Raw genomic sequence first — 25,294 nt, 5'->3', positions numbered from 1 at the left:
CCCGGTGTTTAAACACCGGGCTTTCTATTAGTTACGGTACAGCACTTTAATGATGTGGTAACCGAACTGAGTGTGCAGCGGGCCGGTTGGCTCCAGCACAGGGCAGGAAAAGACCACTTTATCGAACGCCGGAACCATCTGGCCCTGACGGAATTCGCCTAAATCACCGCCGCGTTTGCCTGATGGGCAGATGGAGTGTTTCTTCGCCAGTTTGCCGAAGTCGGCGCCGTTTTTAATCTGTTCCAGAAGATCCAGTGCCAGTTTCTCTTCTTTAACAAGGATATGCACTGCTGCTGCTGTTTTTGCCATGATCGTGCCTTCAAAAGGGGGTCTGTAAGGCTCGCGATTTTAGCATGGCTTACCGTCGATACAGCACTTTGATGATGTGGTAGCCAAATTTGGTTTTTACAGGCCCGTAAGGTTTAAGCAGTGGGCAGCTAAACACAGCGGCATCAAATGGTCCCACCATCATCCCCTGTTTGAACTCGCCCAGATCGCCTCCGTTGCGCCCAGAGGGGCAGCGAGAATAGCGTTTTGCCAAATGATCGAAGCTAATACCGCGATCCAGCTTGCTCAGGATCTCCAGAGCTAATTTCTCTTCTTTTACCAGGATATGTAGGGCCGCCGCGCTCTTAGCCATTATTTTGTTCTCATGTCTCAAAGATGTCCCATTACTTTATCACCCGTCTTAGTCGTGGACATATACTCTTCGCCATCGCGGGACAGATGTCTCGCCTGATGTATGGAAACGGGAGATGAGCGACATTTTCTCTGCCGCATTCCCTTTTGCCGGGGACCTCCGTCCTGTCCCTACAGCCATGGAGCGAGATATCATGGATACAATGAAAAAAACTGAATTTTCAGTCGGATGGCTTACCGGGCTGGGTGATATTGTTCGCGATCCACAGCTCTATGAATTATTGAAATATTGCCCTCTGGACATCATGCAGCGCTGGCGTTTTGAAGAGATCCAACGCGGTGCCTTTATCTGTCGGCAGGGGGAAATATGTCAGCGTTTTTCGCTGATTATTGCCGGTGAAGTCGATGTTTTCTATGAGGCTGAAGATGGACGTCGTTATCGTCAAGCCCGCTACCGGAAAGGCGATATGCTGGGCGAACTCGAGATTTTTGAGTCGCGCCATTACATCTGTTCGGTAGTGGCGGTAGGACATGTGCAGCTTCTGAGCTTATCGCAGGAATACTTCAGCCGCTGGCTGGCGTTAGATAACCATTTTAACCAGCGGATGCTGCGCTTCTTTAGTCAGCAATATTACCAGCTGTCGAAAAAGGCCAGCAGCGACAATCTTTACTCGCTGTATCAGCGAGTGTGCCAGGCGTTATGGCTGCGTTATCAACAAGATGGAACGAATGAAATTTTGCTGGATAAGCTAAACCTCAGTCAGGAACTGGCGGCGACGACACGCAGTATTAACCGTATTTTACATGACCTGAAAGCGTTACAGATTATTGATACCGATGGTGAAAGCATTGTGTTGTTAGTCCCTGAAAAGTTAAAGCAGGAGGCTGATATCGGATAACCGTAAGAGTGAAGGAGGCGCGAGAATGTCGCTGCAACCCCATATCCAGTTAAGCAAGGAGATGACAGGCGCACGCTATGCGCTGCTGCCGGGAGACCCGTTGCGAGTCGATCGCATCGCCAATTTTCTTGATAACCCAGAATCGCTTGGTCAAAACCGTGAGTTTCGCGCCGCGCGAGGTTGGTATCAGGGGATCGAGATTTTAGTGCTCTCTACCGGAATCGGTGGACCGTCTACGGCTATTGCCATTGAAGAACTGCGTCAAATCGGTGTAAAGACCCTGATTCGTATCGGTAGCTGCGGGGCATTGCAGGATAATCTTGCGCTTGGTGACGTGATTATCGCCCATGCCGCGGTAACGGATGACGGGACCAGCCGTACCTATGCGCCTGCGGGCTATCCGGCCTGCGCCGACCCGCAGTTAACCTGGGAACTGATGGCGCAAGCGCGGCAGATGAATATTCCCGCCACATGCGGCCTGGTGCGCAGCCACGATAGTTTTTATACCGACCGGGAAGCGGAACTGGATGCGCAGTGGTCGGCACTCGGCGTTCTGGGTGCGGATATGGAAAGTGCCGCTTTGATGACCATCGGTGCGCTGCGCGGGTTACGTACGGCGTCATTACTCAATGTGGTGGTTGCCCACAACGGTTGTCTGGATAGCAGTATCAATGATTATGTCCAGCAGGAAACGTTGTGCCAACAGGGCGAAGAACGGCAAATTACCCTGGCGCTACGCGCCATTCATTCCGATAGTCAGCAAGGAGGTCAGTGATGGACTTTTTTAGCATTAACAATGTAATGGTCAACATTCCTCTCGGCGAAGGCGGCTATGCACTATCTTGGATTGAAGCCATTGGTACCGTATTTGGTCTGTTATGTATCTGGTGTGCCAGCCGGGAAAAAATCATCAATTACCTGTTTGGCCTGATTAACGTCACGCTGTTTGCGGCAATCTTTTTCCAGATTCAGCTCTATGCCAGCTTGTTGCTACAGGTGTTTTTCTTCGCCGCTAACATTTACGGTTGGTATGCGTGGAGCCGACAAAACGAGGCGCAGGAAGCTGCACTCAAGGTACGTTGGCTTTCCCGCCAGCAAACCCTGGTACTGGGCGGCGTTTGCGCGGTGGCGATAGTTTTGATGACGCTGTTTATCGATCCGGTGTTTGCAGCGCTTACCCGCATTATGATTGCACTGCTACAAATGATAGGTATACCGGTCGCGATGCCTGACCTTCAGCCCGATGCCTTCCCGTTCTGGGATTCCACCATGCTGGTGTTGTCGATTGCGGCCATGATTCTGATGACGCGTAAATATGTCGAAAACTGGCTGCTGTGGGTGCTCATCGACGTGATTAGCGTGGTTATTTACGCGGTGCAGGGCGTTTACGCCATGTCGCTTGAGTATGTCCTGCTGACGGCAATCGCGGTGATGGGATCCTACAGCTGGATCAAGAGCGCGCAGCGCAACGGCTATACACCACTAGCCGCGACAGCTTCCTGATTGACCCGATTTTCTGGCTACTCACAGGGGTAGCCAGTTACTCTTTTTCTCCCTCTTTCTGCTACAATCCACCTCCCCCGTGTTTACAGATTGAGCAATCCCTTATGCGTTTGAACCCCGGACAACAACAAGCCGTCGAATTCGTCACCGGACCTTGCCTGGTGCTGGCGGGAGCGGGTTCCGGCAAGACGCGTGTTATCACCAACAAAATAGCCCATCTGATCCGTGAATGTGGCTATCAGGCACGACATATTGCGGCAGTGACCTTTACCAATAAGGCTGCGCGCGAGATGAAAGAGCGCGTGGCGCAAACGCTGGGTCGTAAAGAGGCGCGTGGGTTGATGATCTCCACCTTCCACACCCTGGGACTGGATATCATTAAGCGTGAATACGCGGCGCTGGGGATGAAATCTAACTTCTCGTTGTTTGACGATACTGACCAGGTGGCCTTGCTTAAGGAACTGACCGAAGGGCTAATCGAAGACGATAAGCTTATTCTCCAGCAGCTGATCTCGACGATCTCCAACTGGAAAAACGATCTGATGACTCCGGCGCAGGCGGCAGCCAGCGCAAAGGGCGAGCGCGATCGTATTTTTGCCCACTGCTATGGTCTGTATGACGCGCATATGAAGGCGTGTAACGTCCTCGATTTTGACGATCTTATCCTGCTGCCCACTCTGCTGCTACAGCGCAATGAAGAAGTGCGTGAGCGCTGGCAAAACAGAATCCGCTACCTGCTGGTGGATGAATATCAGGATACCAATACCAGCCAGTACGAGCTGGTGAAGTTGCTGGTAGGGAAACGTGCGCGCTTTACCGTCGTGGGCGATGACGATCAGTCGATCTACTCCTGGCGCGGCGCCCGTCCGCAGAACCTGGTACTGTTGAGCAAAGATTTTCCGGCTTTGCAGGTGGTGAAGCTGGAGCAAAACTACCGTTCATCAGGTCGCATCCTGAAAGCGGCGAACATCCTCATTGCGAACAATCCACACGTCTTTGAAAAGCGGCTCTTTTCCGAGTTGGGTTACGGTGCTGAGCTGAAGGTACTAAGTGCCAATAATGAAGAGCACGAAGCCGAACGTGTGACCGGGGAATTAATTGCCCATCACTTTGTGAACAAGACGCAATATAAAGACTACGCCATCCTGTATCGCGGTAATCATCAGTCGCGCGTGTTCGAAAAGTTTCTGATGCAGAACCGTATCCCGTACAAAATCTCCGGCGGAACATCGTTCTTCTCGCGTCCGGAGATTAAAGATTTGCTGGCCTACCTGCGCGTGCTGAGCAACCCGGATGACGACAGCGCATTTTTGCGCATCGTAAACACGCCAAAGCGTGAAATCGGTCCGGCCACGCTGCAAAAGTTGGGTGAATGGGCGATGACGCGTAATAAAAGCCTGTTTACCGCCAGCTTTGATATGGGGCTTAGCCAGACACTGACCGGGCGCGGGTATGACTCTCTGACCCGCTTTACGCACTGGCTGGGTGAAATTCAGCGCCTGGCGGAGCGCGAACCGGTTGCCGCCGTGCGCGATCTTATCCACGGTATTGATTACGAATCCTGGCTGTATGAAACCTCGCCGAGCCCGAAAGCGGCTGAAATGCGTATGAAAAACGTCAATACGCTGTTCAGCTGGATGACGGAGATGCTGGAAGGCAGTGAGCTGGAAGAGCCGATGACCCTGACCCAGGTAGTTACCCGCTTTACCCTGCGCGACATGATGGAGCGTGGAGAGAGCGAAGAAGAGCTGGATCAGGTGCAGTTGATGACGCTGCATGCCTCAAAAGGGCTGGAGTTCCCTTACGTGTTTATGGTGGGAATGGAAGAAGGATTTTTGCCGCACCAGAGCAGTATCGATGAAGACAATATCGACGAAGAACGTCGTCTGGCTTACGTAGGGATTACGCGTGCACAGAAAGAACTCATCTTCACTCTGTGTAAAGAGCGTCGTCAGTATGGTGAGTTGGTGCGTCCGGAACCGAGTCGTTTCCTGCTGGAGCTGCCACAGGATGACGTTATCTGGGAACAAGAGCGTAAAGTGGTGAGCGCTGAGGAGCGGATGCAAAAAGGGCAGGCCAGCATTGCTAATATTCGGGCAATGATGGCGAAAGCCAAAGCGAAGTAGGTATTTTGTAGGCCGGATACGTGTAAACGCGCGCTATCCGGCAACCAACATCTAATGAACGTCCAGCGGCCAGTGGACATAGCTTTGCCACTGACTTTCCTGATCGATTAACTCTTTACCCAGCGGATGATGTTCCAGCCAGCCTTCTGGTAGCGTGACCGTCAGGTGCTCGTTTCTTGCATCCATTTGAATTTCCGGCACAAGATCGTCACGGCGACGGCTGGCGAAGATGATCGCCAAACGTAGCAAACGGCAAAGATGCTCCGCGATGCGCGGTGGCACTGCGTTTTGCTGGTGGAGCGAAGAGAGATCGACGGGATTGGTCTGGTTGAGTAACAGCGTTGCTAGCAGTTTCTTTTGCGCAGGGGTAAAACCCGGGAGATCGAGATTGCGCACCAGATAAGCGGCATGCTGTGGTGCCTGTTTAAAATCAACGCTTAGGCCAATTTCATGCAGCTGACAGGCACTAATCAGTAGTTCGCGGCTAATCGGTTCAAGATGCCACTTTTTTTCTACCTGATCGAGAAATTTAGTCGCTAAATTAGCAACGCGATGTGCTTGCTCTGTATCGACCATAAAGCGACGCTGGATATTGCGTAATGTGCGGCTACGAATATCCTGATCCACCGCCAGGTGCAGCATGCCGTAGACCAGACCTTCACGTAATGCGCCGCCGGCCAGGGTCATGCATTGAATGTTCAGTTCGGTGAAAATAGCAATCAGAATGGCCAGCCCGCTGGGGAATACCAGCGCACGTTCCAGCGTTAACCCTTCGATTTCCAGCTCTTCCAGACGACCGCAGTGAATGGCGCGCTGCTTAAGCTGCTGCAGTTTGGCCAACGTAATGCGCTCATCCATACCCTGCGCCATCATGATTTCCTGCAACGCCTGGACGGTACCAGAGGCACCAACGCAAACTTTCCAGCCATGAAAACGCAGTTTGTCGGCGACCGGGCGCAGAACTTCACGTGCGGCCTTCTCTGCCTCGTCAAAGTTTTCCTGTGCCAGATTACGATCGGTAAAATAGCGTTCGAGCCAGATGACGCAGCCCATCGACAGGCTGAACAGAGAGGTGGTTTGTGCGCCGGATCCGGTGACTAATTCAGTGCTGGCGCCACCAATATCCACAACCAGACGCTGATCGGCACCGCCGGTTGTGTGGGCCACACCTTGATAAATCAGTCGCGCTTCTTCTTCACCGCTAATCACCTGGACAGGGCAGCCAAGGATCTCTTGCGCTTTGGCAATAAACACATCGGCATTTACGGCGATGCGTAATGTTGCCGTGGCGACCACCCGGATTTGTGGATGCGGAATATCCTGCAGACGTTCAGCAAACAGGCGCAAACATTGCCAGCCGCGCTCCATCGCTTCAACAGAGAGCTCGTTGTCACCGTTGAGTCCAGCGGCCAGACGCACTTTGCGTTTGATACGCGTGAGCGTCTGGATGCTTCCTGCCACCTCGCGTACAACCAGCATATGAAAACTATTCGAGCCGAGATCGATTGCCGCATACAGCGAAGTAGAATTCATACACTTCATCCTTCAACCTGTATCTGTGTTGGCTGCGTTCTCTCACCCGAATCACTTACTAAAGTAAGCTCATCGGGATTCGTTTTCTTGCCGCCTTGATACAGGCTGAATGATTTTGTGTATGGCATAACTTTTCTTAACCTGAACGACGACGATTGCGCGGAGCACCACCGGTACGGCGTGGGCCATTGCCTGTACGCGGGCGCGTTAAGCGCAACGGCTTCGGCAGATCGGTCATCAGCGCATCCGGGTTATATTTGCTGACCGGAATCGAGTGGCCGATATAGGTCTCGATTGCAGGTAAATTCAGCGCGTACTCTTCACAGGCCAGGCTGATAGAGTGACCGCTTGCGCCAGCACGTCCGGTACGACCGATTCGGTGAACGTAATCTTCACAGTCATCCGGCAGGTCATAGTTAAATACGTGCGTTACTGCTGGGATATGCAGGCCACGCGCAGCGACATCCGTCGCAACGAGAATGTCGAGATCGCCACGGGTGAACTCATCAAGAATACGCAGACGTTTTTTCTGTGCTACGTCACCGGTCAGCAGACCGACGCGATGACCGTCCGCAGCAAGGCTGCCCCAGATATCTTCACAACGATGCTTGGTGTTAGCAAAAACAATGGCGCGATCTGGCCACTCTTCTTCAATCAGCGTTTGCAGCAAACGCATTTTCTCTTCGTTGGAAGGGTAGAAGAGCTCTTCTTTAATGCGGTGGCCAGTTTTCTGTTCCGGTTCGACTTCAACGTACTCAGCGTTATTCATCTGTTCGAACGCCAGTTCGCGAACGCGGTAAGAGAGGGTTGCAGAAAACAGCATGTTCAGACGTTGGGTGGTTGGCGGCATACGACGGAACAGCCAACGGATATCTTTAATAAAGCCCAGATCGTACATACGATCGGCTTCATCCAGCACCACGACCTGAATCGCGCCCAGATTAATGTGGTTCTGTTTTGCATAGTCGATGAGACGACCGGTCGTGCCGATAAGAATATCGACGCCGCTTTCCAGCACTTTCAGCTGTTTATCGTAACCGTCGCCGCCATACGCCAGGCCTAATTTCAGACCAGTGGTCTGTGCCAGCGGCTCGGCATCGGCGTGGATCTGCACGGCTAACTCACGCGTTGGCGCCATAATTAACGCACGCGGTTGGTTCACCTTGCGATCGGCAATCGCGGGATGTGAGAGAAGATAATGAAACGTTGACGTCAGGAACGCCATCGTTTTTCCGGTACCGGTTTGCGCCTGCCCGGCAACATCACGACCAGCCAGCGTTAGCGGCAGCGCGAGGGCCTGAATGGGCGTACAGTTATGAAAGCCTTTATTTTCAAGGGCTTCTATCACCTTTGGGTGCAGGGCGAAGTCGGAAAACTTCTGTTCTGTTAAATGTGTTTTGCTCATAGTGTGGTAGAATATCAGCTTACTATTGCTTTACGAAAGCGTATCCGGTGAAATAAAGTCAACCTTTAGTTGGTTAATGCTACATCAACACGTCGTTGATTAATGCTACACCAATGCACCAGGCTTATTCCTGTGGAGTTATTATGAGCGATAAAATTATTCACCTGACTGACGACAGTTTTGACACGGATGTACTCAAAGCGGACGGAGCAATCCTCGTTGATTTCTGGGCAGAGTGGTGCGGTCCGTGCAAAATGATCGCTCCGATTCTGGATGAAATCGCTGACGAATATCAGGGCAAACTGACGGTTGCTAAACTGAACATTGACCAAAACCCAGGCACCGCGCCGAAGTATGGTATCCGTGGCATCCCGACCCTGCTGCTGTTTAAAAACGGCGAAGTTGCGGCGACGAAAGTCGGCGCGCTGTCCAAAGGTCAGTTGAAAGAATTCCTCGACGCTAATTTAGCGTAAGGAAGTCTCATGATCGGGCGACCCTACTTCGAAATGATTCGGATGACTGGACGCCCGACTTGAGTCGTGCTAAGTTAGTGTTGACTTCGTATTAAACATACCTTATTAAGTTTGAATCTAGTTATATCCAATACTTCCCGTTGTTTCTCGCGCGAGGAGTGGACAGATTCCTGGCTTGTCACTCAATCCGTCTTGTCGTTTCAGTTCTGCGTACTTTCCTGTGACCAGACAGCGAACAGACATGAGTTGATGGCCGTAAACAGGCATGGATGACCCTGCCATACCATTCACAACATTAAGTTCGAGATTTACCCCAAGTTTAAGAACTCACACCATTATGAATCTTACCGAATTAAAGAATACGCCGGTTTCTGAGCTGATCACTCTCGGCGAAAATATGGGCCTTGAAAACCTGGCTCGTATGCGCAAGCAGGACATTATTTTTGCCATCCTGAAGCAGCACGCAAAGAGTGGCGAAGATATCTTTGGTGACGGTGTGCTGGAGATATTGCAGGATGGATTTGGTTTCCTCCGCTCTGCAGACAGCTCCTACCTCGCCGGTCCTGATGACATCTACGTTTCTCCCAGCCAAATCCGCCGTTTCAACCTCCGCACTGGTGATACCATTTCTGGTAAGATTCGCCCGCCGAAAGAAGGTGAACGCTACTTTGCGCTGTTGAAAGTTAACGAAGTTAACTACGACAAACCAGAAAACGCCCGTAACAAAATCCTCTTTGAGAACTTAACGCCGCTGCACGCAAACTCTCGTCTGCGTATGGAACGTGGTAACGGTTCTACTGAAGACTTAACGGCGCGTGTACTGGACCTGGCATCGCCGATCGGTCGTGGCCAACGTGGTCTGATTGTTGCTCCGCCGAAAGCGGGTAAAACCATGCTGCTGCAGAACATCGCGCAGAGCATTGCATACAATCATCCTGACTGCGTGCTGATGGTGCTGCTGATTGACGAACGTCCGGAAGAAGTTACCGAGATGCAGCGTCTGGTGAAAGGTGAAGTGGTTGCCTCTACCTTTGACGAGCCAGCCTCCCGTCACGTTCAGGTTGCGGAAATGGTTATCGAGAAGGCGAAACGTCTGGTTGAACACAAGAAAGACGTTATCATCCTGCTTGACTCCATCACCCGTCTGGCGCGTGCATATAACACCGTGGTTCCGGCTTCCGGTAAAGTACTGACCGGTGGTGTGGACGCCAACGCGCTGCATCGTCCGAAGCGTTTCTTTGGTGCTGCACGTAACGTGGAAGAGGGCGGTAGCCTGACCATCATCGCGACTGCGCTGATTGATACCGGCTCTAAAATGGATGAAGTTATCTACGAAGAGTTTAAAGGTACCGGCAACATGGAACTGCATCTCTCTCGTAAGATTGCTGAAAAACGCGTCTTCCCGGCTATCGACTACAACCGTTCCGGTACCCGTAAAGAAGAGCTGCTCACCACCCAGGAAGAGCTGCAGAAAATGTGGATCCTGCGCAAAATCATCCATCCGATGGGTGAAATCGATGCAATGGAATTCCTCATTAACAAACTGGCGATGACCAAGACCAACGACGACTTCTTCGATATGATGAAGCGTTCCTGATTCGGGCATCATCTGAAAACGCCACGTTTTTACGTGGCGTTTTGCTTTTGTGGATGTAATCTTAACGACACAATAATAATAATCCGGTATGACATACCGCCTGGCGATGAAGGGTTGTAATTCGTATTTTGTGGTTAATAATCATACAGAACCACCTGATATGGAATCGGGTTTCTCTTCTGAATAATCGCCTGGATGGTTATACTTCATATATTGATATTCTTTGAGAGTATGTATAGTGAATTTACTGACAGCAAGTACTGATCTCATCAGTATTTTTTTATTCACAACGCTGTTTCTTTTCTTTGCCCGCAAGGTTGCGAAAAAGATAGGATTGGTGGATAAACCCAACTTCCGCAAACGTCATCAGGGACTGATTCCGTTGGTTGGGGGGATTTCGGTTTACGCAGGCATTTGCTTTACGTTCCTCATCGCCGATTATTATATCCCGCACGCAACTCTCTACCTGGCTTGTGCCGGTGTATTGGTGTTTATCGGTGCACTGGACGACCGCTTTGATATCAGTGTAAAAATCCGTGCGACCATCCAGGCTATCATCGGCATCATTATGATGGCGGTAGGTAAGCTCTATCTGTTGAGCCTTGGGTTCATTTTTGGCCCTTGGGAGATGGTGCTCGGTCCTTTTGGCTATTTCCTTACCCTTTTCGCCGTTTGGGCTGCAATTAACGCCTTTAACATGGTGGATGGGATTGATGGTCTGTTAGGCGGGCTATCCAGCGTATCATTCGCCGCAATGGGGCTTATCTTGTGGTTTGACGGCCAGACAAGCCTGGCTATCTGGTGTTTTGCCATGATCGCCGCCATTCTGCCTTACATCATGCTGAACCTGGGTATTCTCGGACGTCGCTATAAGGTCTTTATGGGCGATGCGGGGAGTACGCTGATTGGCTTTACGGTCATCTGGATCCTGCTGGAGACCACTCAAGGTAAAACGCATCCTATTAGCCCGGTCACCGCACTGTGGATTATTGCCATTCCGTTAATGGATATGGTGGCGATCATGTATCGTCGTTTACGTAAAGGTATGAGCCCTTTCTCCCCGGACCGCCAACATATTCACCATTTAATTATGCGCGCCGGGTTTACTTCCCGACAGGCTTTTGTCCTGATTACGCTGGCTGCTGCGATCCTGGCTTCTATCGGCGTGTTGGCTGAATATTCTCGGGTCGTTCCGGAATGGGTGATGCTGGTGCTCTTTTTACTGGCATTTGTCTTGTATGACTATTGTATTAAACGTGCCTGGAAGGTAGCGAGATTTATCAAACGCTGGAAGCGCAAGTTGCGTAGAAACCGTGACAGTAAACCAAACTTAACCAAATAAATTGAGGGTACGATGACACAACCATTACCGGGGGAACATGCCATGAGCGCTGAAAATGAACTGGACATCCGTGGGTTGTTTCGTACTTTGTGGACAGGGAAGGTGTGGATCGTCGGTATGGCTCTCGCCTTCGCGTTAGTCGCTCTCGCCTATACGTTTTTTGCTCGTCAGGAGTGGAGCGCGACGGCGATTTCAGACAGGCCAACGGTTAATATGTTGGGCGGCTATTACTCTCAGCAGCAGTTCTTACGTAACCTGGACATCAAGGCCAGTCTCGCATCTGCGGATCAGCCGTCAGTGATGGATGAGGCCTATAAAGAATTTATCATGCAGCTTGCCTCATGGGATACGCGCCGTGAATTCTGGCAGCAGACTGATTACTACAAGCAACGTATGGTGGGGAACAGTAAAGCCGATGCGGCGATGCTGGATGAACTGATTAATAACATTCAGTTTATGCCCGGCGATGCGGTTCGTAATACCAATGACAGCGTGAAGCTGATTGCCGAAACGGCACCTGATGCCAACAATCTGTTGCGTCAGTACGTCGCGTTTGCCAGCCAGCGTGCGGCGCGTCATCTGAACGACGAGTTAAAGGGAGCCTGGGCTGCGCGCACTGTGCAGATGAAGGCGCAGGTTAAACGCCAGGAAGAAGTGGCGAAATCGATTTTTTCTCGCCGAGTTCACAACATTGAGCAGGCTCTCAAAATTGCTGAACAGCATAATATTTCGCGTACTTCCACTGACGTTCCGGCTGAAGAGCTACCCGATTCTGAACTGTTTTTGCTTGGACGTCCTATGCTGCAGGCGCGACTCGAAAACCTGCAATCTGTTGGTCCCGATTTCGATCTGGACTACTTCCAAAACCGAGCCATGCTTAACACACTGAACGTTGGGCCAACTCTGGATCCGCGTTTTCAGACCTATCGTTATTTGCGTACGCCGGAGGAACCGGTAAAACGTGACAGCCCTCGTCGTGCCTTCCTGATGATTATGTGGGGCATCGTTGGGGCTCTGATCGGTGCTGGTGTCGCGTTAACCCGTCGCCGCACGATTTAGCAATATCGTTGCAGTGAGGGGCTGGGCCCTCACTGCCAATCCGAAGAGAATCGATGTGAAAGTACTGACTGTATTTGGCACGCGACCGGAGGCCATAAAAATGGCACCTCTGGTTCATGCGCTGGCAAAAGATCCTGATTTTGAGGCAAAAGTTTGCGTCACGGCGCAGCATCGGGAGATGCTCGATCAGGTGTTGAACCTCTTTTCCATTGTACCTGACTACGATCTCAATATTATGCAGCCAGGTCAGGGGCTAACAGAAATTACCTGCCGAATACTGGAAGGGTTAAAGCCAATTCTGGCTGATTTTAAACCTGACGTTGTGTTAGTTCACGGCGATACCACAACCACCATTGCTACTAGCCTGGCCGCGTTCTATCAGCGCATCCCGGTAGGGCATGTGGAGGCAGGCTTACGTACAGGCGATCTCTACTCTCCCTGGCCGGAAGAGGCGAACCGTACGCTAACCGGGCATCTGGCGATGTATCATTTTGCACCAACAGAAAACTCGCGCCAAAACCTGTTACGGGAAAACATTTCTGATAGCCGTATCTTCGTTACAGGTAATACGGTTATTGATGCGTTGATCTGGGTACGCGATCGCGTACTGGCGAGCGATGCATTACGAGCTGAACTGGCAGAGCATTACCCATTCCTGAGCTCGGATAAAAAGATGATACTGGTGACCGGTCATCGTCGGGAAAGCTTCGGTCGTGGTTTTGAACACATTTGTCATGCGCTGGCGGAAATTGCCGCGGCCAATCAGAACGTACAGATTGTCTATCCGGTGCACCTGAATCCTAACGTCAGCGAACCGGTTAATCGCATTCTGGGGCACGTTGAAAACGTCATCCTGATTGAACCGCAGGATTATATGCCGTTTGTCTGGCTGATGAATCACGCCTGGCTGATTCTTACCGACTCTGGAGGGATTCAGGAAGAAGCCCCATCTCTGGGGAAACCGGTACTGGTGATGCGCGAAACGACGGAACGTCCGGAAGCGATTACTGCAGGCACAGTACGTCTGGTAGGGACCGACCCGCAGCGTATTGTCGAAGAAGTCACGCGTTTGCTGCATGACGACAATGAATATCAGACCATGAGCCGCGCCCATAATCCGTATGGTGACGGGCAGGCATGTGGCCGCATTTTACACGCGTTAAAAAATAATCGGATATCGCTATGAGTTTTACGACCATTTCTGTCATTGGGCTGGGTTATATCGGACTGCCGACGGCGGCTGCCTTTGCTTCCCGTCAAAAGCATGTGATTGGCGTAGATGTAAATCAACACGCGGTGGATACCATTAATCGCGGTGAAATTCATATCGTTGAGCCAGATTTGGGCGCCGTGGTGAAAACGGCGGTCGAAAATGGATTTCTGCGTGCGACCACAACCCCTGTAGATGCGGATGCCTATCTGATTGCTGTGCCTACTCCGTTTAAGGGGGAGCACGAACCCGATATGGTTTATGTGGAAGCCGCGGCTAAATCTCTTGCACCGGTGCTGAAAAAAGGCGCGTTGGTGATCCTTGAATCGACGTCGCCTGTCGGGGCCACTGAACAGATGGCCACATGGCTGGCTGAAATGCGTCCTGACCTGACTTTCCCACAGCAAGTCGGTGAACACGCGGACGTTAACATTGCTTATTGCCCAGAGCGCGTGCTGCCGGGCCAGGTGATGGTTGAACTGATTAAAAACGACCGCGTGATTGGGGGAATGACCTCCGTCTGTTCCGCGCGTGCTAGCGAACTGTACAACATTTTCCTGGAGGGCGAATGTGTCGTGACCAACGCCCGTACGGCGGAAATGTGCAAACTGACTGAAAATAGCTTCCGCGACGTCAATATCGCTTTCGCCAATGAGTTGTCGCTGATTTGCGCCGATCAGGGGATCAACGTCTGGGAACTGATTCGACTGGCAAATCGCCATCCGCGCGTGAATATTTTACAACCGGGTCCGGGGGTTGGCGGGCACTGTATCGCGGTTGATCCGTGGTTTATCGTGGCGCAGAACCCGCAGCAGGCGAAATTGATTCGCACCGCGCGTGAGGTAAACGACGGTAAACCTCATTGGGTGGTTGATCAGGTAAAAGCTGCCGTGGCCGACTGTCTGGCGGATACCAATAAACGGGCCAGCGAAGTGAAAATTGCCTGTTTTGGTCTGGCATTTAAACCGAATATTGATGACTTACGTGAAAGCCCGGCGATGGGAATTGCGCAAAGCATCGCGCATTGGCACAAAGGCGAAACATTGGTGGTGGAACCGAACATCCATCAACTGCCGAAAAAACTGGACGGTCTGTGCCAACTGGCAGCGCTGGACGATGCCCTGGCTAGCGCCGATGTGCTGGTCTTGCTGGTCGACCATAATGAATTTAAAGCCATTAAAGGCGATGCGGTTCACCAGCAATATATCGTTGATACCAAAGGGGTCTGGCGCTAATGAAACGAATTCTGGTTACCGGTGGAGCGGGATTCATCGGCTCGGCGGTTGTACGGCATATCATTCAGGAGACTCAGGATGCGGCAATTGTGGTCGATAAGCTGACCTATGCCGGAAACCTGATGTCGCTGGAGCCGGTTGCACAGAATCCTCGTTTTACCTTTGAGAAAGTCGATATCTGCGATCGAGCTTCGCTCGATAGGGTGTTTCAACACTATCAGCCGGACTGCGTGATGCATCTGGCGGCAGAAAGCCACGTCGATCGCTCAATTGATGGTCCGGCCGCCTTTATCGAAACTAACATCGTGGGAACCTACACGCTGTTGGAAGCGGCGCGCGCTTACTGGAGTGATTTAACCAGCGAGAAAAAATCAGCGTTTCGTTTCCACCATATCTCGACTGACGAGGTGTATGGCGACCTGCATTCTACGGATGATTTCTTCACTGAAACCACACCGTATGCACCGAGCAGCCCTTATTCCGCGTCGAAAGCCAGCAGCGATCATCTGGTTCGCGCCTGGCTGCGTACCTACGGTCTGCCAACGCTGATAACCAACTGTTCTAACAACTATGGTCCGTACCATTTCCCGGAAAAACTGATTCCGCTGATGATCCTCAACGCATTGGCGGGGAAGCCGTTGCCGGTTTACGGCAATGGGCAACAGATCCGTGATTGGTTGTATGTAGAAGATCACGCCAGGGCGCTCTATTGTGTGGCGACAACGGGCGCGGTGGGAGAAACCTATAATATCGGTGGCCATAACGAGCGTAAAAACCTGGAAGTTGTCGAAACGGTTTGCAGCCTGTTGGAAGAGCTGGCACCGCAAAAGCCGCAGGGTATCGCGCAGTACCGCGACTTGATCGCTTTTGTGGACGATCGCCCGGGTCATGATTTGCGTTATGCCATTGACGCGTCGAAAATAGCGCGTGAACTAGGCTGGATGCCGCAAGAAACGTTTGAAAGCGGAATGCGCAAAACCGTGCAATGGTATCTGGCTAATCAGGCATGGTGGAAACCCGTGCAGGACGGCAGTTACCAGGGCGAACGTTTAGGTCTGAAGGGCTAACAGCCTGGTTTTGGCTCCCGGAGGAGACAACGCATGAAAGGTATCATTCTGGCGGGTGGCTCAGGTACTCGCCTGTATCCCATTACGCGTGGCGTATCGAAGCAGCTATTACCTATTTACGATAAGCCGATGATTTACTACCCGTTATCAGTATTGATGCTGGCGGGAATTCGCGAAATCCTGATTATCACTACACCGGAAGATAAAGGCTATTTCCAGCGCTTACTGGGCGATGGATCTGAGTTCGGCATTGAATTGCACTATGCTGAGCAACCTAGTCCGGATGGATTAGCACAAGCGTTTATCATTGGTGAAACGTTCCTTAACGGTGAACCATCATGTCTGGTGTTAGGCGACAATATCTTCTTTGGTCAGGGATTCAGTCCAAAACTGCGTCACGTAGCCGCCAGAACGCAAGGCGCGACGGTGTTTGGTTACCAGGTGATGGATCCTGAACGTTTTGGTGTCGTGGAGTTTGACGACAATTTTCGAGCTATCTCGCTGGAAGAGAAACCGAAAGCTCCAAAATCCAACTGGGCAGTGACTGGTCTCTATTTCTATGACAGCAAGGTGGTGGAATATGCAAAACGCGTAAAACCTTCTGAGCGTGGGGAGCTGGAGATTACGTCTATCAACCAGATGTATCTTGATGACGGACATCTGACGGTAGAATTGCTCGGGCGTGGCTTTGCCTGGCTGGATACCGGTACGCACGACAGTCTTATCGAAGCGAGTACTTTTGTGCAGACGGTGGAAAAACGTCAGGGCTTTAAAATAGCCTGTCTGGAAGAAATCGCCTGGCGTAACGGTTGGCTGGATGACGAAGGCGTGAAGCGTGCTGCCAGTTCACTGGCCAAAACGGGTTATGGTCAATACCTGCTGGAGCTGCTCCGTGCTCGTCCGCGCCAGTATTGAGCCGCTTAGCTGGGAAAATACGTTCTTTGGCGTGAATAGCGCCATTGTGCGTTTTGACCAACACGCGCCGGTTCTGACTGCGGATGTGTTGCAGCCCTGGTCGCGGGTACAGGCAAAAATTCCTGCGGCCAATACCCATGAATTAGATGCCCTGCAACAGTTGGGCTTCTCACTGGTTGAAGGTGAAGTGGATTTTGTGCTGCCGGTGATGTGTGCGCATGGCGACCACGGTGCGCAGGTCGCACAAACTACGGATATCCCTGCATTACGCCAACTGGCAGGGCAGGCGTTCGCGCAAAGTCGTTTTCGTGCCCCGTGGTATGCCGCAGATGCCAGCACGCGTTTTTATGCGCAGTGGATTGAAAACGCGGTGCTGGGGACGTTCGATCATCAATGCCTCGTTTTTCGTACACCGGCAGGTGATATTCGTGGCTATGTCTCGCTGCGTGAACTGAATGCGACCGATGCGCGAATTGGCCTGCTGGCCGGGCGTGGGGCGGGAGCAGAACTGATGCAGGCTGCCCTTTGCTGGGCGCAGGCTCGCGGTAAAGCAACATTGCGCGTGGCGACCCAAATGGGCAATACCGCCGCGCTTAAACGTTATATACACAGTGGTGCGAATGTGGAAAGCACCGCGTATTGGTTATACAGGTGACACGATGATTCCATTTAACGCACCGCCGGTGGTGGGCACTGAACTCGATTACATGCAGTCTGCGATGAACAGCGGCAAACTGTGTGGCGACGGTGGTTTTACCCGTCGCTGCCAACAGTGGCTGGAACAGCATTTTGGCAGCGAGAAAGTATTGCTGACGCCTTCCTGCACCGCATCGCTTGAGATGGCGGCATTGCTGCTGGATATCCAGCCTGGCGATGAAGTCATTATGCCGAGCTATACGTTTGTCTCCACGGCCAATGCTTTCGTGCTGCGCGGTGCGAAAATTGTCTTTGTTGATATCCGCCCGGATACCATGAACATTGACGAAACGCTGATTGAAGCGGCGATCACCGACAAGACCCGCGCTATCGTGCCGGTGCATTACGCGGGCGTAGCCTGTGAAATGGATACCATCATGGCGCTGGCGACCAAACATAACCTGTTTGTCGTGGAAGATGCGGCCCAGGGCGTCATGTCGACTTACAAAGGTCGGGCGCTGGGGACGATTGGTCACATCGGTTGCTTTAGCTTCCATGAGACCAAAAATTATACCGCAGGCGGTGAAGGTGGTGCGACGCTGATTAATGATAAAAAATTAGTCGAACGTGCAGAGATCATCCGTGAAAAAGGAACTAACCGCAGCCAGTTTTTCCGCGGTCAGGTGGATAAGTATACCTGGCGTGATATTGGTTCCAGCTATCTGATGTCCGATCTGCAGGCTGCCTATCTGTGGGCACAACTGGAAGCGGCTGACCGTATTAACCAGCAGCGTCTGGCGCTGTGGCAGAACTACTATGATGCTCTCGAACCGCTGGCGCGTGCCGGACGCATTGATCTGCCTTCTGTCCCGGAAAACTGCGTGCAGAATGCCCATATGTTTTATATCAAGCTGCGCGATATCGACGATCGCACGGCGTTGATTAACTTCTTGAAAGAAGCTGAAATTATGGCGGTGTTCCACTATATCCCGCTACATGATTGTCCGGCTGGCGATAAATTCGGCGTATTTGCCGGTGTTGATCGTTTCACCACTAAAGAGAGCGAGCGTCTGCTGCGCTTGCCGCTGTTTTACAACCTGTCGCAAATAAACCAGCGAACGGTCATTTCGACCTTACTCAACTACTTCGCCTGATATGTCGCTTGCTAAAGCGTCCTTATGGACGGCAGCCAGTACGCTGGTAAAAATTGGTGCAGGTTTGCTGGTCGTGAAGCTGCTGGCGGTGTCGTTTGGCCCGGCAGGCGTGGGGCAGGCGGGTAACTTCCGCCAGATGGTCACCGTGCTTGGTGTTCTGGCGGGGGCCGGCATTTTCAACGGCGTCACGAAATATGTTGCGCAGCACCATGACGATCCGACCCGGCTCCGTAAGGTAGTCGGTACATCTTCCGCGATGGTGCTGGGATTCTCTACGCTGATGGCGGTGATTTTTCTGCTGGCGGCCGCGCCAATCAGTCAGGGATTGTTTGGCCATACTCATTATCAGGGGCTGGTAAGACTGGTTGCGCTGGTGCAAATGGGTATTGCCTGGGCGAACCTGCTGCTGGCGTTGATGAAGGGCTTTCGCGATGCGGCGGGTAACGCGCTGTCGCTGATTGTGGGTAGCCTGGTGGGCGTAGTGGCTTATTATGGCTGTTATCGCCTGGGAGGGTATGAAGGTGCTTTGCTGGGTCTGGCGTTAGTGCCCGCGTTGGTCGTTATCCCCGCCGCTATTATGCTGATTAAGCGTGGGGCGATTCCCCTGCATTACCTGAAACCCTCGTGGGATAACGGTCTGGCTGGACAGCTAAGCAAGTTTACCCTGATGGCGCTGATTACCTCCGTAACGCTGCCTGTGGCATACGTGATGATGCGAAACCTGCTGGCGGCGCAGTACAGTTGGGATGATGTAGGGATTTGGCAGGGAGTAAGCAGTATCTCTGATGCTTATCTGCAATTCATTACCGCCTCATTCAGCGTTTACTTGCTTCCGACGTTGTCGCGACTGACCGAAAAGCGCGACATTACGCGCGAGGTGATTAAGTCGCTGAAGTTCGTGTTACCGGCGGTTGCCGCTGCGAGCTTTACTGTTTGGTTGCTGCGTGATTTTGCGATCTGGCTGCTTTTCTCCGCAAAATTCACCGCCATGCGCGATCTATTTGCCTGGCAACTGGTCGGCGATGTACTGAAAGTTGGGGCGTATGTCTTTGGGTATCTGGTGATCGCGAAAGCATCGCTGCGGTTTTATATTTTGGCTGAAATCAGCCAGTTCATGTTATTGACGGTGTTTGCTCACTGGCTGATCCCTGCACACGGTGCGCTGGGAGCGGCACAGGCTTATATGGCAACGTACATCGTCTATTTTTCTCTTTGTTGTGGCGTGTTTTTACTCTGGCGTAGGCGGGCATGACTGTACTGATTCACGTTCTGGGATCGGATATCCCTCACCATAACCAAACCGTGTTGCGGTTTTTCAACGACTCGCTGGCCGCGACGAGCGAGCATGCGCGCACGTTTATGGTTGCCGGTCAGGATGCGGGACTCAGTGAGAGCTGCCCGGCGTTATCGCTAAGCTTCTACAGCGGGAAAAAGGCGCTTGCTGACGCTGTGATCGCGAAAGCAAAAGCGGATCGCCAACAGCGTTTCTTCTTCCACGGCCAGTTCAACACCAGCCTGTGGCTGGCGCTGCTGAGTGGCGGGATTAAACCGGCGCAGTTTTACTGGCATATCTGGGGCGCTGATTTATACGAAGTCTCCAGTGGGCTGAAATTCCGCCTGTTTTACCCGATTCGCCGCATGGCGCAGAATCGTGTGGGCTGCGTGTTTGCCACACGGGGCGATTTACGTTATTTCGCCGAGCAACATTCCCGTGTGCGGGGTGAGTTGCTCTATTTCCCAACGCGAATGGATCCGTCACTCAATAACATGAGCAATGATTGCCAGCGCAGCGGCAAGATGACGGTGCTGGTTGGCAACTCTGGCGATCGCAGCAATGAGCATGTTGCCGCGCTTCGCGCCGTCCATCAGCAGTTTGGCGACACGGTGAATGTGATTGTGCCGATGGGTTATCCCGCCAATAATGCGGCCTATATCGACGAGGTTCGCCAGGCTGGCCTGGCGTTATTTAGCGCAGATAATCTGCAAATTTTGAGTGAAAAGCTGGAATTTGATGCCTATCTAACATTATTGCGGCAGTGTGATTTGGGTTACTTTATTTTTGCCCGTCAACAGGGAATCGGTACCCTGTGTTTGCTGATCCAGGCGGGTATCCCATGCGTGCTCAACCGTGAAAATCCCTTCTGGCAGGATATGGTGGAACAAAATCTTCCGGTGTTATTTACCACTGATGATCTCAATGAAGGCGTCGTACGTGAAGCGCAGCGCCAGTTGGCATCGGTAGATAAAAATACTATTACCTTCTTTAGCCCGAATTATCTGCAGCCGTGGCACAACGCGCTGCGCATTGCTTCAGGAGAAACCGTATGAGCCTGATGCAATTCAGCGGTCTTCTGGTGGTCTGGCTGCTCTCCACCTTGTTTATCGCCACGCTGACCTGGTTTGAGTTCCGCCGCGTGCGTTTTAACTTCAATGTTTTCTTCTCATTGTTGTTCTTGCTGACGTTCTTCTTCGGATTCCCGTTAACCAGCATCCTGGTGTTCCGCTTTGATGTGGCAGTGGCTCCGCCGGAGATCCTTCTACAGGCCTTGCTGTCAGCCGCCTGTTTCTATGCCGTCTACTACGTGACGTATAAAACGCGCTTGCGCAAACGAGTAGATGATAAGCCGCGCAGGCCGCTGTTTACCATCAATCGCGTTGAAGCCCATTTGACCTGGGTTATCCTGATGGCGATTGCGCTGGTAAGCGTGGGCATCTTCTTTATGCACAACGGATTCCTGCTGTTCAGACTGCAATCCTATAGCCAGATTTTTTCCAGTGAAGTCTCTGGCGTCGCTCTGAAGCGTTTCTTCTACTTCTTCATTCCGGCAATGCTGGTGGTTTATTTCTTGCGTCAGGACAGCAAAGCGTGGGTGTTCTTCCTCGTGAGTACCGTCGCGTTTGGTTTGCTGACCTATATGATTGTGGGTGGGACGCGCGCCAATATCATTATCGCGTTTGCCATCTTCTTGTTTATCGGCATTATTCGCGGCTGGATTTCGCTGTGGATGTTGGCCGCTGCAGGCGTGTTGGGCATTGTCGGGATGTTCTGGCTGGCGTTGAAGCGCTACGGAATGAGCGTTAGCGGCGATGAGGCGTTCTATACGTTCCTGTACCTTACGCGCGACACCTTCTCACCGTGGGAGAACCTGGCGCTATTGCTGCAGAATTACCACAATATTGAGTTCCAGGGGCTGGCGCCGATCGTCCGTGACTTCTACGTCTTTATTCCCTCCTGGCTGTGGCCTGGGCGGCCGAGTATTGTACTCAACTCAGCGAACTACTTTACCTGGGAAGTGTTGAACAACCACTCAGGACTGGCGATTTCGCCGACGTTAATTGGTTCACTGGTGGTGATGGGCGGGGCGCTGTTTATACCATTAGGCGCGATTGTTGTTGGGCTCATCATCAAGTGGTTCGACTGGCTGTATGAGCTTGGCAATCGCGAAACCAATCGCTATAAGGCGGCGATTTTGCACAGTTTCTGTTTTGGCGCCATTTTCAATATGATCGTGTTGGCACGTGAAGGGCTGGATTCGTTTGTCTCACGAGTGGTCTTTTTCCTCGTGATTTTCGGCGTTTGCCTACTGGTGGCAAAATTGTTGTTCTGGCTGTTTGATAGCGCGGGACTCATTCATAAACGAATCAAATCGCTGCCCCAGACACAGATTGAAGGATCGTAATGACAGATAACACAACTGCGCCGCTGTATTCGCTGCGCGGATTACAACTGATTGGCTGGCGCGATATGCAACATGCGCTGAATTACCTGTTTGCCGAAGGACGCCTCAGGTCAGGAACGCTGGTGGCTATCAACGCTGAGAAGATGCTGACAGCAGAAGATAACCCTGAAGTGAGGGAGTTGATCAACGCCGCGGAGTTCAAGTATGCGGATGGGATTAGCGTGGTGCGTTCGGTGCGCAAAAAATTCCCACAGGCGCAGGTTTCACGCGTGGCCGGAGCTGACCTTTGGGAAGCGCTGATGGCGCGAGCTGGGCAAAACGGAACGCCAGTTTTCCTGGTTGGCGGCAAGCCTGAAGTTCTGGCACAAACAGAAGCAAAACTACGTGCGCAGTGGCGCGTGAACATTGTGGGTAGTCAGGACGGTTATTTTACCCCAGAGCAGCGTCAGGCGTTGTTTGAGCGTATTCACGCCAGCGGTGCGCAAATTGTGACGGTGGCGATGGGCTCGCCAAAACAAGAGATCTTTATGCGTGATTGCCGCAAGACTCACCCTGACGCGCTGTATATGGGCGTAGGGGGCACCTACGACGTCTTTACCGGTCACGTTAAGCGTGCGCCTAAAATCTGGCAAAATCTGGGGCTGGAGTGGCTGTATCGCTTATTGTCGCAGCCGAGCCGAATTACTCGACAACTTCGCTTATTACGCTATCTCCGCTGGCACTATACCGGCAACCTCTGACGCCCTCTCTCCTCTGATAAGTAGCGTGATCTGCTAATTACGCTACTTATTCACAACATAATCGCTGCTTTCTCGCACAATCTATTCATTTTTTGAATGCTTTAATTGCCATTTAAGCGATTTTAGGAAACCATTCGCAACAATCATTGCAGTGCCGTGGTGTTTTTGGCGCCAACCGTAAAGCGGTCGGTGCCGCATGGCCTGTTATGGCATAACAAGATGTACCCATAACGAGAACCGGTAATACCGGACAGCATGCAAACACATCAAGAGGATTTATGGCTGAGAACAAACCTGAGCTACAGCGTGGGCTGGAGGCTCGTCACATCGAATTAATTGCCCTTGGGGGCACTATTGGCGTTGGGCTATTTATGGGGGCCGCCAGTACCCTTAAATGGGCGGGACCTTCGGTTCTGCTGGCGTATATCGTCGCCGGGCTGTTCGTGTTTTTCATTATGCGTTCTATGGGGGAGATGTTATTCCTCGAGCCGGTTGCAGGTTCATTCGCTGTTTACGCTCACCGCTATATGAGCCCCTTCTTTGGCTATCTCACCGCCTGGTCATACTGGTTTATGTGGATGGCGGTGGGGATCTCAGAGATTACCGCCATCGGGGTGTATGTGCAGTTCTGGTTTCCGGAAATGGCGCAATGGATACCCGCACTGATCGCGGTCGGACTGGTTGCGTTGGCAAACCTCGCTGCGGTTCGCCTGTATGGTGAAATTGAGTTCTGGTTTGCCATGATCAAAGTGACCACCATCATTGTGATGATAGTCATTGGGATTGGGGTGATTTTCTTCGGCTTCGGCAATGGCGGCCAGGCGATTGGTTTTGGCAACCTGACCGAGCACGGTGGCTTCTTTGCTGGGGGCTGGAAGGGCTTCCTGACGGCATTGTGTATTGTTGTGGCGTCTTACCAGGGCGTGGAGCTGATCGGCATCACTGCAGGGGAAGCGAAGAATCCACAGGTCACGCTGCGTAGCGCGGTGGGTAAGGTGCTGTGGCGCATTCTGATTTTCTACGTTGGTGCGATTTTTGTCATCGTCACTATTTTCCCGTGGAATGAGATTGGCAGCAACGGCAGCCCGTTTGTTCTCACCTTTGCCAAGATTGGTATTACTGCTGCGGCAGGGATTATTAACTTTGTGGTGCTGACGGCGGCGCTGTCTGGCTGTAACAGCGGCATGTACAGCTGTGGGCGTATGCTCTACGCGCTGGCAAAGAATCGCCAGCTTCCTGCCGTTGTTGGAAAAGTATCACGCCATGGCGTGCCGGTTGCCGGAGTGGCTATTTCTATCGCGATCCTGCTGATTGGCTCATGCCTGAACTACATTATTCCTAACCCGCAGCGCGTGTTTGTTTATGTCTATAGCGCCAGCGTGTTGCCGGGGATGGTACCGTGGTTTGTGATCCTGATAAGCCAGCTGCGTTTCCGTCAGGCGCATAAAGCGGCGATTGCCAGTCATCCATTCCGCTCCATTCTGTTCCCGTGGGCGAATTATTTGACGATGGCGTTCCTGATTTGCGTATTAATTGGCATGTACTTTAATGAAGATACCCGAATGTCGCTTTTTGTTGGCATGGGTTTCTTACTGGCCGTGACGCTCATTTATAAGGTTTTTGGTCTGAATCGTCATGGCACAGCCCATAAATTGCGGGAATAAGCGACAAAACGCACAAACCATGACCAAACGATAATTTATTTTAAAAAAGCACTAGACAGAAGACCGAGACCTCCGTAATATCCAGCCCCGCAACGGCGCTAAGCGCCCGTAGCTCAGCTGGATAGAGCGCTGCCCTCCGGAGGCAGAGGTCTCAGGTTCGAATCCTGTCGGGCGCACCATTTAGTAGGGTGCCAGAGCTGCGGTGGTTTTAATACCGCGTAAAAGATTTGCAGTGGTGGCTATAGCTCAGTTGGTAGAGCCCTGGATTGTGATTCCAGTTGTCGTGGGTTCGAATCCCATTAGCCACCCCATTAATTTAAAGTTGTGAAATGCGAAGGTGGCGGAATTGGTAGACGCGCTAGCTTCAGGTGTTAGTGTCCTTAGGATGTGGGGGTTCGAGTCCCCCCCCTCGCACCA

Annotated in this window: 24 protein-coding genes and 3 tRNA genes; 23 read left to right on the top strand and 4 right to left on the bottom strand. The window is 52.0% G+C overall.

The window, feature by feature from the left end:
• Positions 1-27: 27 nt before the first annotated feature.
• Positions 28-309, bottom strand: coding sequence for a peptidylprolyl isomerase PpiC (gene ppiC / locus FDW94_RS08030; RefSeq protein ID WP_003017999.1), 282 nt, complete (start codon positions 307-309; stop codon positions 28-30).
• Between the two features lie 49 nt (positions 310-358).
• Positions 359-640, bottom strand: a complete 282-nt coding sequence (ppiC, locus tag FDW94_RS08025; protein WP_038634595.1) for a peptidylprolyl isomerase PpiC — start codon at positions 638-640, stop codon at positions 359-361.
• A 193-nt stretch (positions 641-833) separates the two neighbouring features.
• On the opposite strand from ppiC (FDW94_RS08025), the gene FDW94_RS08020 reads away from it, so the two are divergent.
• The 4 genes from FDW94_RS08020 (at position 834) to rep (ending at position 5,167) form a co-directional block, all read left to right on the top strand.
• Positions 834-1,538: a Crp/Fnr family transcriptional regulator gene (locus FDW94_RS08020; RefSeq protein ID WP_071446079.1), complete on the top strand. Its 705-nt coding sequence runs from the start codon at positions 834-836 to the stop codon at positions 1,536-1,538.
• 25 nt (positions 1,539-1,563) lie between these two features.
• Positions 1,564-2,313 carry a nucleoside phosphorylase gene (locus FDW94_RS08015; RefSeq protein WP_048227515.1) on the top strand — a complete coding sequence of 250 codons (750 nt, stop codon included), beginning with the start codon at positions 1,564-1,566 and terminating at the stop codon, positions 2,311-2,313.
• Positions 2,313-3,041: a nicotinamide riboside transporter PnuC gene (gene pnuC / locus FDW94_RS08010; RefSeq protein ID WP_060683009.1), complete on the top strand. Its 729-nt coding sequence runs from the start codon at positions 2,313-2,315 to the stop codon at positions 3,039-3,041. The genes FDW94_RS08015 and pnuC overlap by 1 nt, the downstream gene beginning before the upstream one ends.
• A gap of 104 nt (positions 3,042-3,145) precedes the next feature.
• Complete coding sequence (gene rep / locus FDW94_RS08005) at positions 3,146-5,167, top strand: DNA helicase Rep (protein ID WP_003829018.1); 2,022 nt, start codon at positions 3,146-3,148, stop codon at positions 5,165-5,167.
• A gap of 51 nt (positions 5,168-5,218) precedes the next feature.
• Here the strand turns inward: rep and gppA are convergent, their stop codons facing one another.
• Together gppA and rhlB are read right to left on the bottom strand one after the other, a co-directional pair.
• A complete protein-coding gene (gene gppA, locus FDW94_RS08000; protein WP_137377430.1) occupies positions 5,219-6,700 on the bottom strand; it encodes a guanosine-5'-triphosphate,3'-diphosphate diphosphatase in 1,482 nt (493 codons plus the stop codon).
• A 136-nt stretch (positions 6,701-6,836) separates the two neighbouring features.
• Complete coding sequence (gene rhlB, locus FDW94_RS07995) at positions 6,837-8,105, bottom strand: ATP-dependent RNA helicase RhlB (RefSeq protein ID WP_003829013.1); 1,269 nt, start codon at positions 8,103-8,105, stop codon at positions 6,837-6,839.
• 143 nt (positions 8,106-8,248) lie between these two features.
• On the opposite strand from rhlB, the gene trxA reads away from it, so the two are divergent.
• The 19 genes from trxA to FDW94_RS07900 all read left to right on the top strand — a co-directional run bounded on the left by trxA (position 8,249) and on the right by FDW94_RS07900 (position 25,294).
• Positions 8,249-8,578 (top strand): thioredoxin TrxA, encoded by a 330-nt coding sequence (gene trxA, locus FDW94_RS07990; protein WP_001280776.1) that lies wholly within the window; start codon positions 8,249-8,251, stop codon positions 8,576-8,578.
• 130 nt (positions 8,579-8,708) lie between these two features.
• Complete coding sequence (locus FDW94_RS07985; RefSeq protein WP_049259789.1) at positions 8,709-8,828, top strand: rho operon leader peptide; 120 nt, start codon at positions 8,709-8,711, stop codon at positions 8,826-8,828.
• A gap of 87 nt (positions 8,829-8,915) precedes the next feature.
• Entirely contained in the window at positions 8,916-10,175 is a 1,260-nt protein-coding gene (gene rho / locus FDW94_RS07980; protein WP_002437993.1) for a transcription termination factor Rho, read from the top strand.
• A 238-nt stretch (positions 10,176-10,413) separates the two neighbouring features.
• Complete coding sequence (gene wecA / locus FDW94_RS07975; protein WP_032945680.1) at positions 10,414-11,517, top strand: UDP-N-acetylglucosamine--undecaprenyl-phosphate N-acetylglucosaminephosphotransferase; 1,104 nt, start codon at positions 10,414-10,416, stop codon at positions 11,515-11,517.
• Between the two features lie 12 nt (positions 11,518-11,529).
• Positions 11,530-12,576 carry an ECA polysaccharide chain length modulation protein gene (gene wzzE, locus FDW94_RS07970; protein WP_003829003.1) on the top strand — a complete coding sequence of 349 codons (1,047 nt, stop codon included), beginning with the start codon at positions 11,530-11,532 and terminating at the stop codon, positions 12,574-12,576.
• A gap of 55 nt (positions 12,577-12,631) precedes the next feature.
• Positions 12,632-13,762: a UDP-N-acetylglucosamine 2-epimerase (non-hydrolyzing) gene (gene wecB / locus FDW94_RS07965; RefSeq protein ID WP_032934208.1), complete on the top strand. Its 1,131-nt coding sequence runs from the start codon at positions 12,632-12,634 to the stop codon at positions 13,760-13,762.
• Positions 13,759-15,021 carry a UDP-N-acetyl-D-mannosamine dehydrogenase gene (gene wecC / locus FDW94_RS07960; RefSeq protein ID WP_008787073.1) on the top strand — a complete coding sequence of 421 codons (1,263 nt, stop codon included), beginning with the start codon at positions 13,759-13,761 and terminating at the stop codon, positions 15,019-15,021. The genes wecB and wecC overlap by 4 nt, the downstream gene beginning before the upstream one ends.
• Positions 15,021-16,088, top strand: a complete 1,068-nt coding sequence (rffG, locus tag FDW94_RS07955) for a dTDP-glucose 4,6-dehydratase (RefSeq protein WP_032945684.1) — start codon at positions 15,021-15,023, stop codon at positions 16,086-16,088. Before wecC ends, rffG begins: the two co-directional genes overlap by 1 nt.
• A gap of 33 nt (positions 16,089-16,121) precedes the next feature.
• Positions 16,122-17,003 carry a glucose-1-phosphate thymidylyltransferase RfbA gene (gene rfbA, locus FDW94_RS07950; RefSeq protein WP_032945685.1) on the top strand — a complete coding sequence of 294 codons (882 nt, stop codon included), beginning with the start codon at positions 16,122-16,124 and terminating at the stop codon, positions 17,001-17,003.
• The gene (gene rffC / locus FDW94_RS07945; protein WP_137377429.1) at positions 16,981-17,658 is read left to right on the top strand and encodes a dTDP-4-amino-4,6-dideoxy-D-galactose acyltransferase; all 678 of its coding nucleotides are present in this window, start codon (positions 16,981-16,983) and stop codon (positions 17,656-17,658) included. Before rfbA ends, rffC begins: the two co-directional genes overlap by 23 nt.
• A gap of 4 nt (positions 17,659-17,662) precedes the next feature.
• Positions 17,663-18,793 (top strand): dTDP-4-amino-4,6-dideoxygalactose transaminase, encoded by a 1,131-nt coding sequence (rffA, locus tag FDW94_RS07940; RefSeq protein WP_125363359.1) that lies wholly within the window; start codon positions 17,663-17,665, stop codon positions 18,791-18,793.
• Position 18,794: 1 nt separating this feature from the next.
• Complete coding sequence (gene wzxE / locus FDW94_RS07935) at positions 18,795-20,045, top strand: lipid III flippase WzxE (protein ID WP_100271711.1); 1,251 nt, start codon at positions 18,795-18,797, stop codon at positions 20,043-20,045.
• Positions 20,042-21,121: a TDP-N-acetylfucosamine:lipid II N-acetylfucosaminyltransferase gene (locus tag FDW94_RS07930; protein ID WP_125363360.1), complete on the top strand. Its 1,080-nt coding sequence runs from the start codon at positions 20,042-20,044 to the stop codon at positions 21,119-21,121. Before wzxE ends, FDW94_RS07930 begins: the two co-directional genes overlap by 4 nt.
• Positions 21,118-22,473 (top strand): ECA oligosaccharide polymerase, encoded by a 1,356-nt coding sequence (gene wzyE, locus FDW94_RS07925; RefSeq protein ID WP_048237110.1) that lies wholly within the window; start codon positions 21,118-21,120, stop codon positions 22,471-22,473. Before FDW94_RS07930 ends, wzyE begins: the two co-directional genes overlap by 4 nt.
• On the top strand, positions 22,473-23,213 hold the full coding sequence (gene wecG / locus FDW94_RS07920; RefSeq protein ID WP_048237111.1) for a lipopolysaccharide N-acetylmannosaminouronosyltransferase: 741 nt from the start codon (positions 22,473-22,475) through the stop codon (positions 23,211-23,213). Before wzyE ends, wecG begins: the two co-directional genes overlap by 1 nt.
• 278 nt (positions 23,214-23,491) lie before the next feature.
• Entirely contained in the window at positions 23,492-24,877 is a 1,386-nt protein-coding gene (locus FDW94_RS07915; RefSeq protein WP_137377428.1) for an amino acid permease, read from the top strand.
• A 102-nt stretch (positions 24,878-24,979) separates the two neighbouring features.
• Positions 24,980-25,056 (top strand) — tRNA-Arg (locus FDW94_RS07910).
• A gap of 56 nt (positions 25,057-25,112) precedes the next feature.
• Positions 25,113-25,188: transfer RNA gene (locus FDW94_RS07905), tRNA-His, on the top strand.
• Positions 25,189-25,208: 20 nt separating this feature from the next.
• Positions 25,209-25,294 (top strand) — tRNA-Leu (locus tag FDW94_RS07900).

The sequence above is a fragment of the Citrobacter sp. wls757 genome (assembly GCF_005280935.1).
Classification (GTDB): domain Bacteria; phylum Pseudomonadota; class Gammaproteobacteria; order Enterobacterales; family Enterobacteriaceae; genus Citrobacter; species Citrobacter portucalensis.
The sequence above is the reverse complement of the archived record's forward strand: the minus strand, read 5'-3'. Positions and strand labels throughout refer to the sequence as shown.

Bases quoted from the DNA above. Each gene is read 5' to 3' on its own strand.
- ppiC (WP_003017999.1), bottom strand. From the start codon at position 309: ATGGCAAAAACAGCAGCAGCAGTGCATATCCTTGTTAAAGAAGAGAAA.
- ppiC (WP_038634595.1), bottom strand. From the start codon at position 640: ATGGCTAAGAGCGCGGCGGCCCTACATATCCTGGTAAAAGAAGAGAAA.
- FDW94_RS08020 (WP_071446079.1), top strand. From the start codon at position 834: ATGGATACAATGAAAAAAACTGAATTTTCAGTCGGATGGCTTACCGGG.
- FDW94_RS08015 (WP_048227515.1), top strand. From the start codon at position 1,564: ATGTCGCTGCAACCCCATATCCAGTTAAGCAAGGAGATGACAGGCGCA.
- pnuC (WP_060683009.1), top strand. From the start codon at position 2,313: ATGGACTTTTTTAGCATTAACAATGTAATGGTCAACATTCCTCTCGGC.
- rep (WP_003829018.1), top strand. From the start codon at position 3,146: ATGCGTTTGAACCCCGGACAACAACAAGCCGTCGAATTCGTCACCGGA.
- gppA (WP_137377430.1), bottom strand. From the start codon at position 6,700: ATGAATTCTACTTCGCTGTATGCGGCAATCGATCTCGGCTCGAATAGT.
- rhlB (WP_003829013.1), bottom strand. From the start codon at position 8,105: ATGAGCAAAACACATTTAACAGAACAGAAGTTTTCCGACTTCGCCCTG.
- trxA (WP_001280776.1), top strand. From the start codon at position 8,249: ATGAGCGATAAAATTATTCACCTGACTGACGACAGTTTTGACACGGAT.
- rho (WP_002437993.1), top strand. From the start codon at position 8,916: ATGAATCTTACCGAATTAAAGAATACGCCGGTTTCTGAGCTGATCACT.
- wzzE (WP_003829003.1), top strand. From the start codon at position 11,530: ATGACACAACCATTACCGGGGGAACATGCCATGAGCGCTGAAAATGAA.
- wecC (WP_008787073.1), top strand. From the start codon at position 13,759: ATGAGTTTTACGACCATTTCTGTCATTGGGCTGGGTTATATCGGACTG.
- rffG (WP_032945684.1), top strand. From the start codon at position 15,021: ATGAAACGAATTCTGGTTACCGGTGGAGCGGGATTCATCGGCTCGGCG.
- rfbA (WP_032945685.1), top strand. From the start codon at position 16,122: ATGAAAGGTATCATTCTGGCGGGTGGCTCAGGTACTCGCCTGTATCCC.
- rffA (WP_125363359.1), top strand. From the start codon at position 17,663: ATGATTCCATTTAACGCACCGCCGGTGGTGGGCACTGAACTCGATTAC.
- wzxE (WP_100271711.1), top strand. From the start codon at position 18,795: ATGTCGCTTGCTAAAGCGTCCTTATGGACGGCAGCCAGTACGCTGGTA.
- FDW94_RS07930 (WP_125363360.1), top strand. From the start codon at position 20,042: ATGACTGTACTGATTCACGTTCTGGGATCGGATATCCCTCACCATAAC.
- wzyE (WP_048237110.1), top strand. From the start codon at position 21,118: ATGAGCCTGATGCAATTCAGCGGTCTTCTGGTGGTCTGGCTGCTCTCC.
- wecG (WP_048237111.1), top strand. From the start codon at position 22,473: ATGACAGATAACACAACTGCGCCGCTGTATTCGCTGCGCGGATTACAA.
- FDW94_RS07915 (WP_137377428.1), top strand. From the start codon at position 23,492: ATGGCTGAGAACAAACCTGAGCTACAGCGTGGGCTGGAGGCTCGTCAC.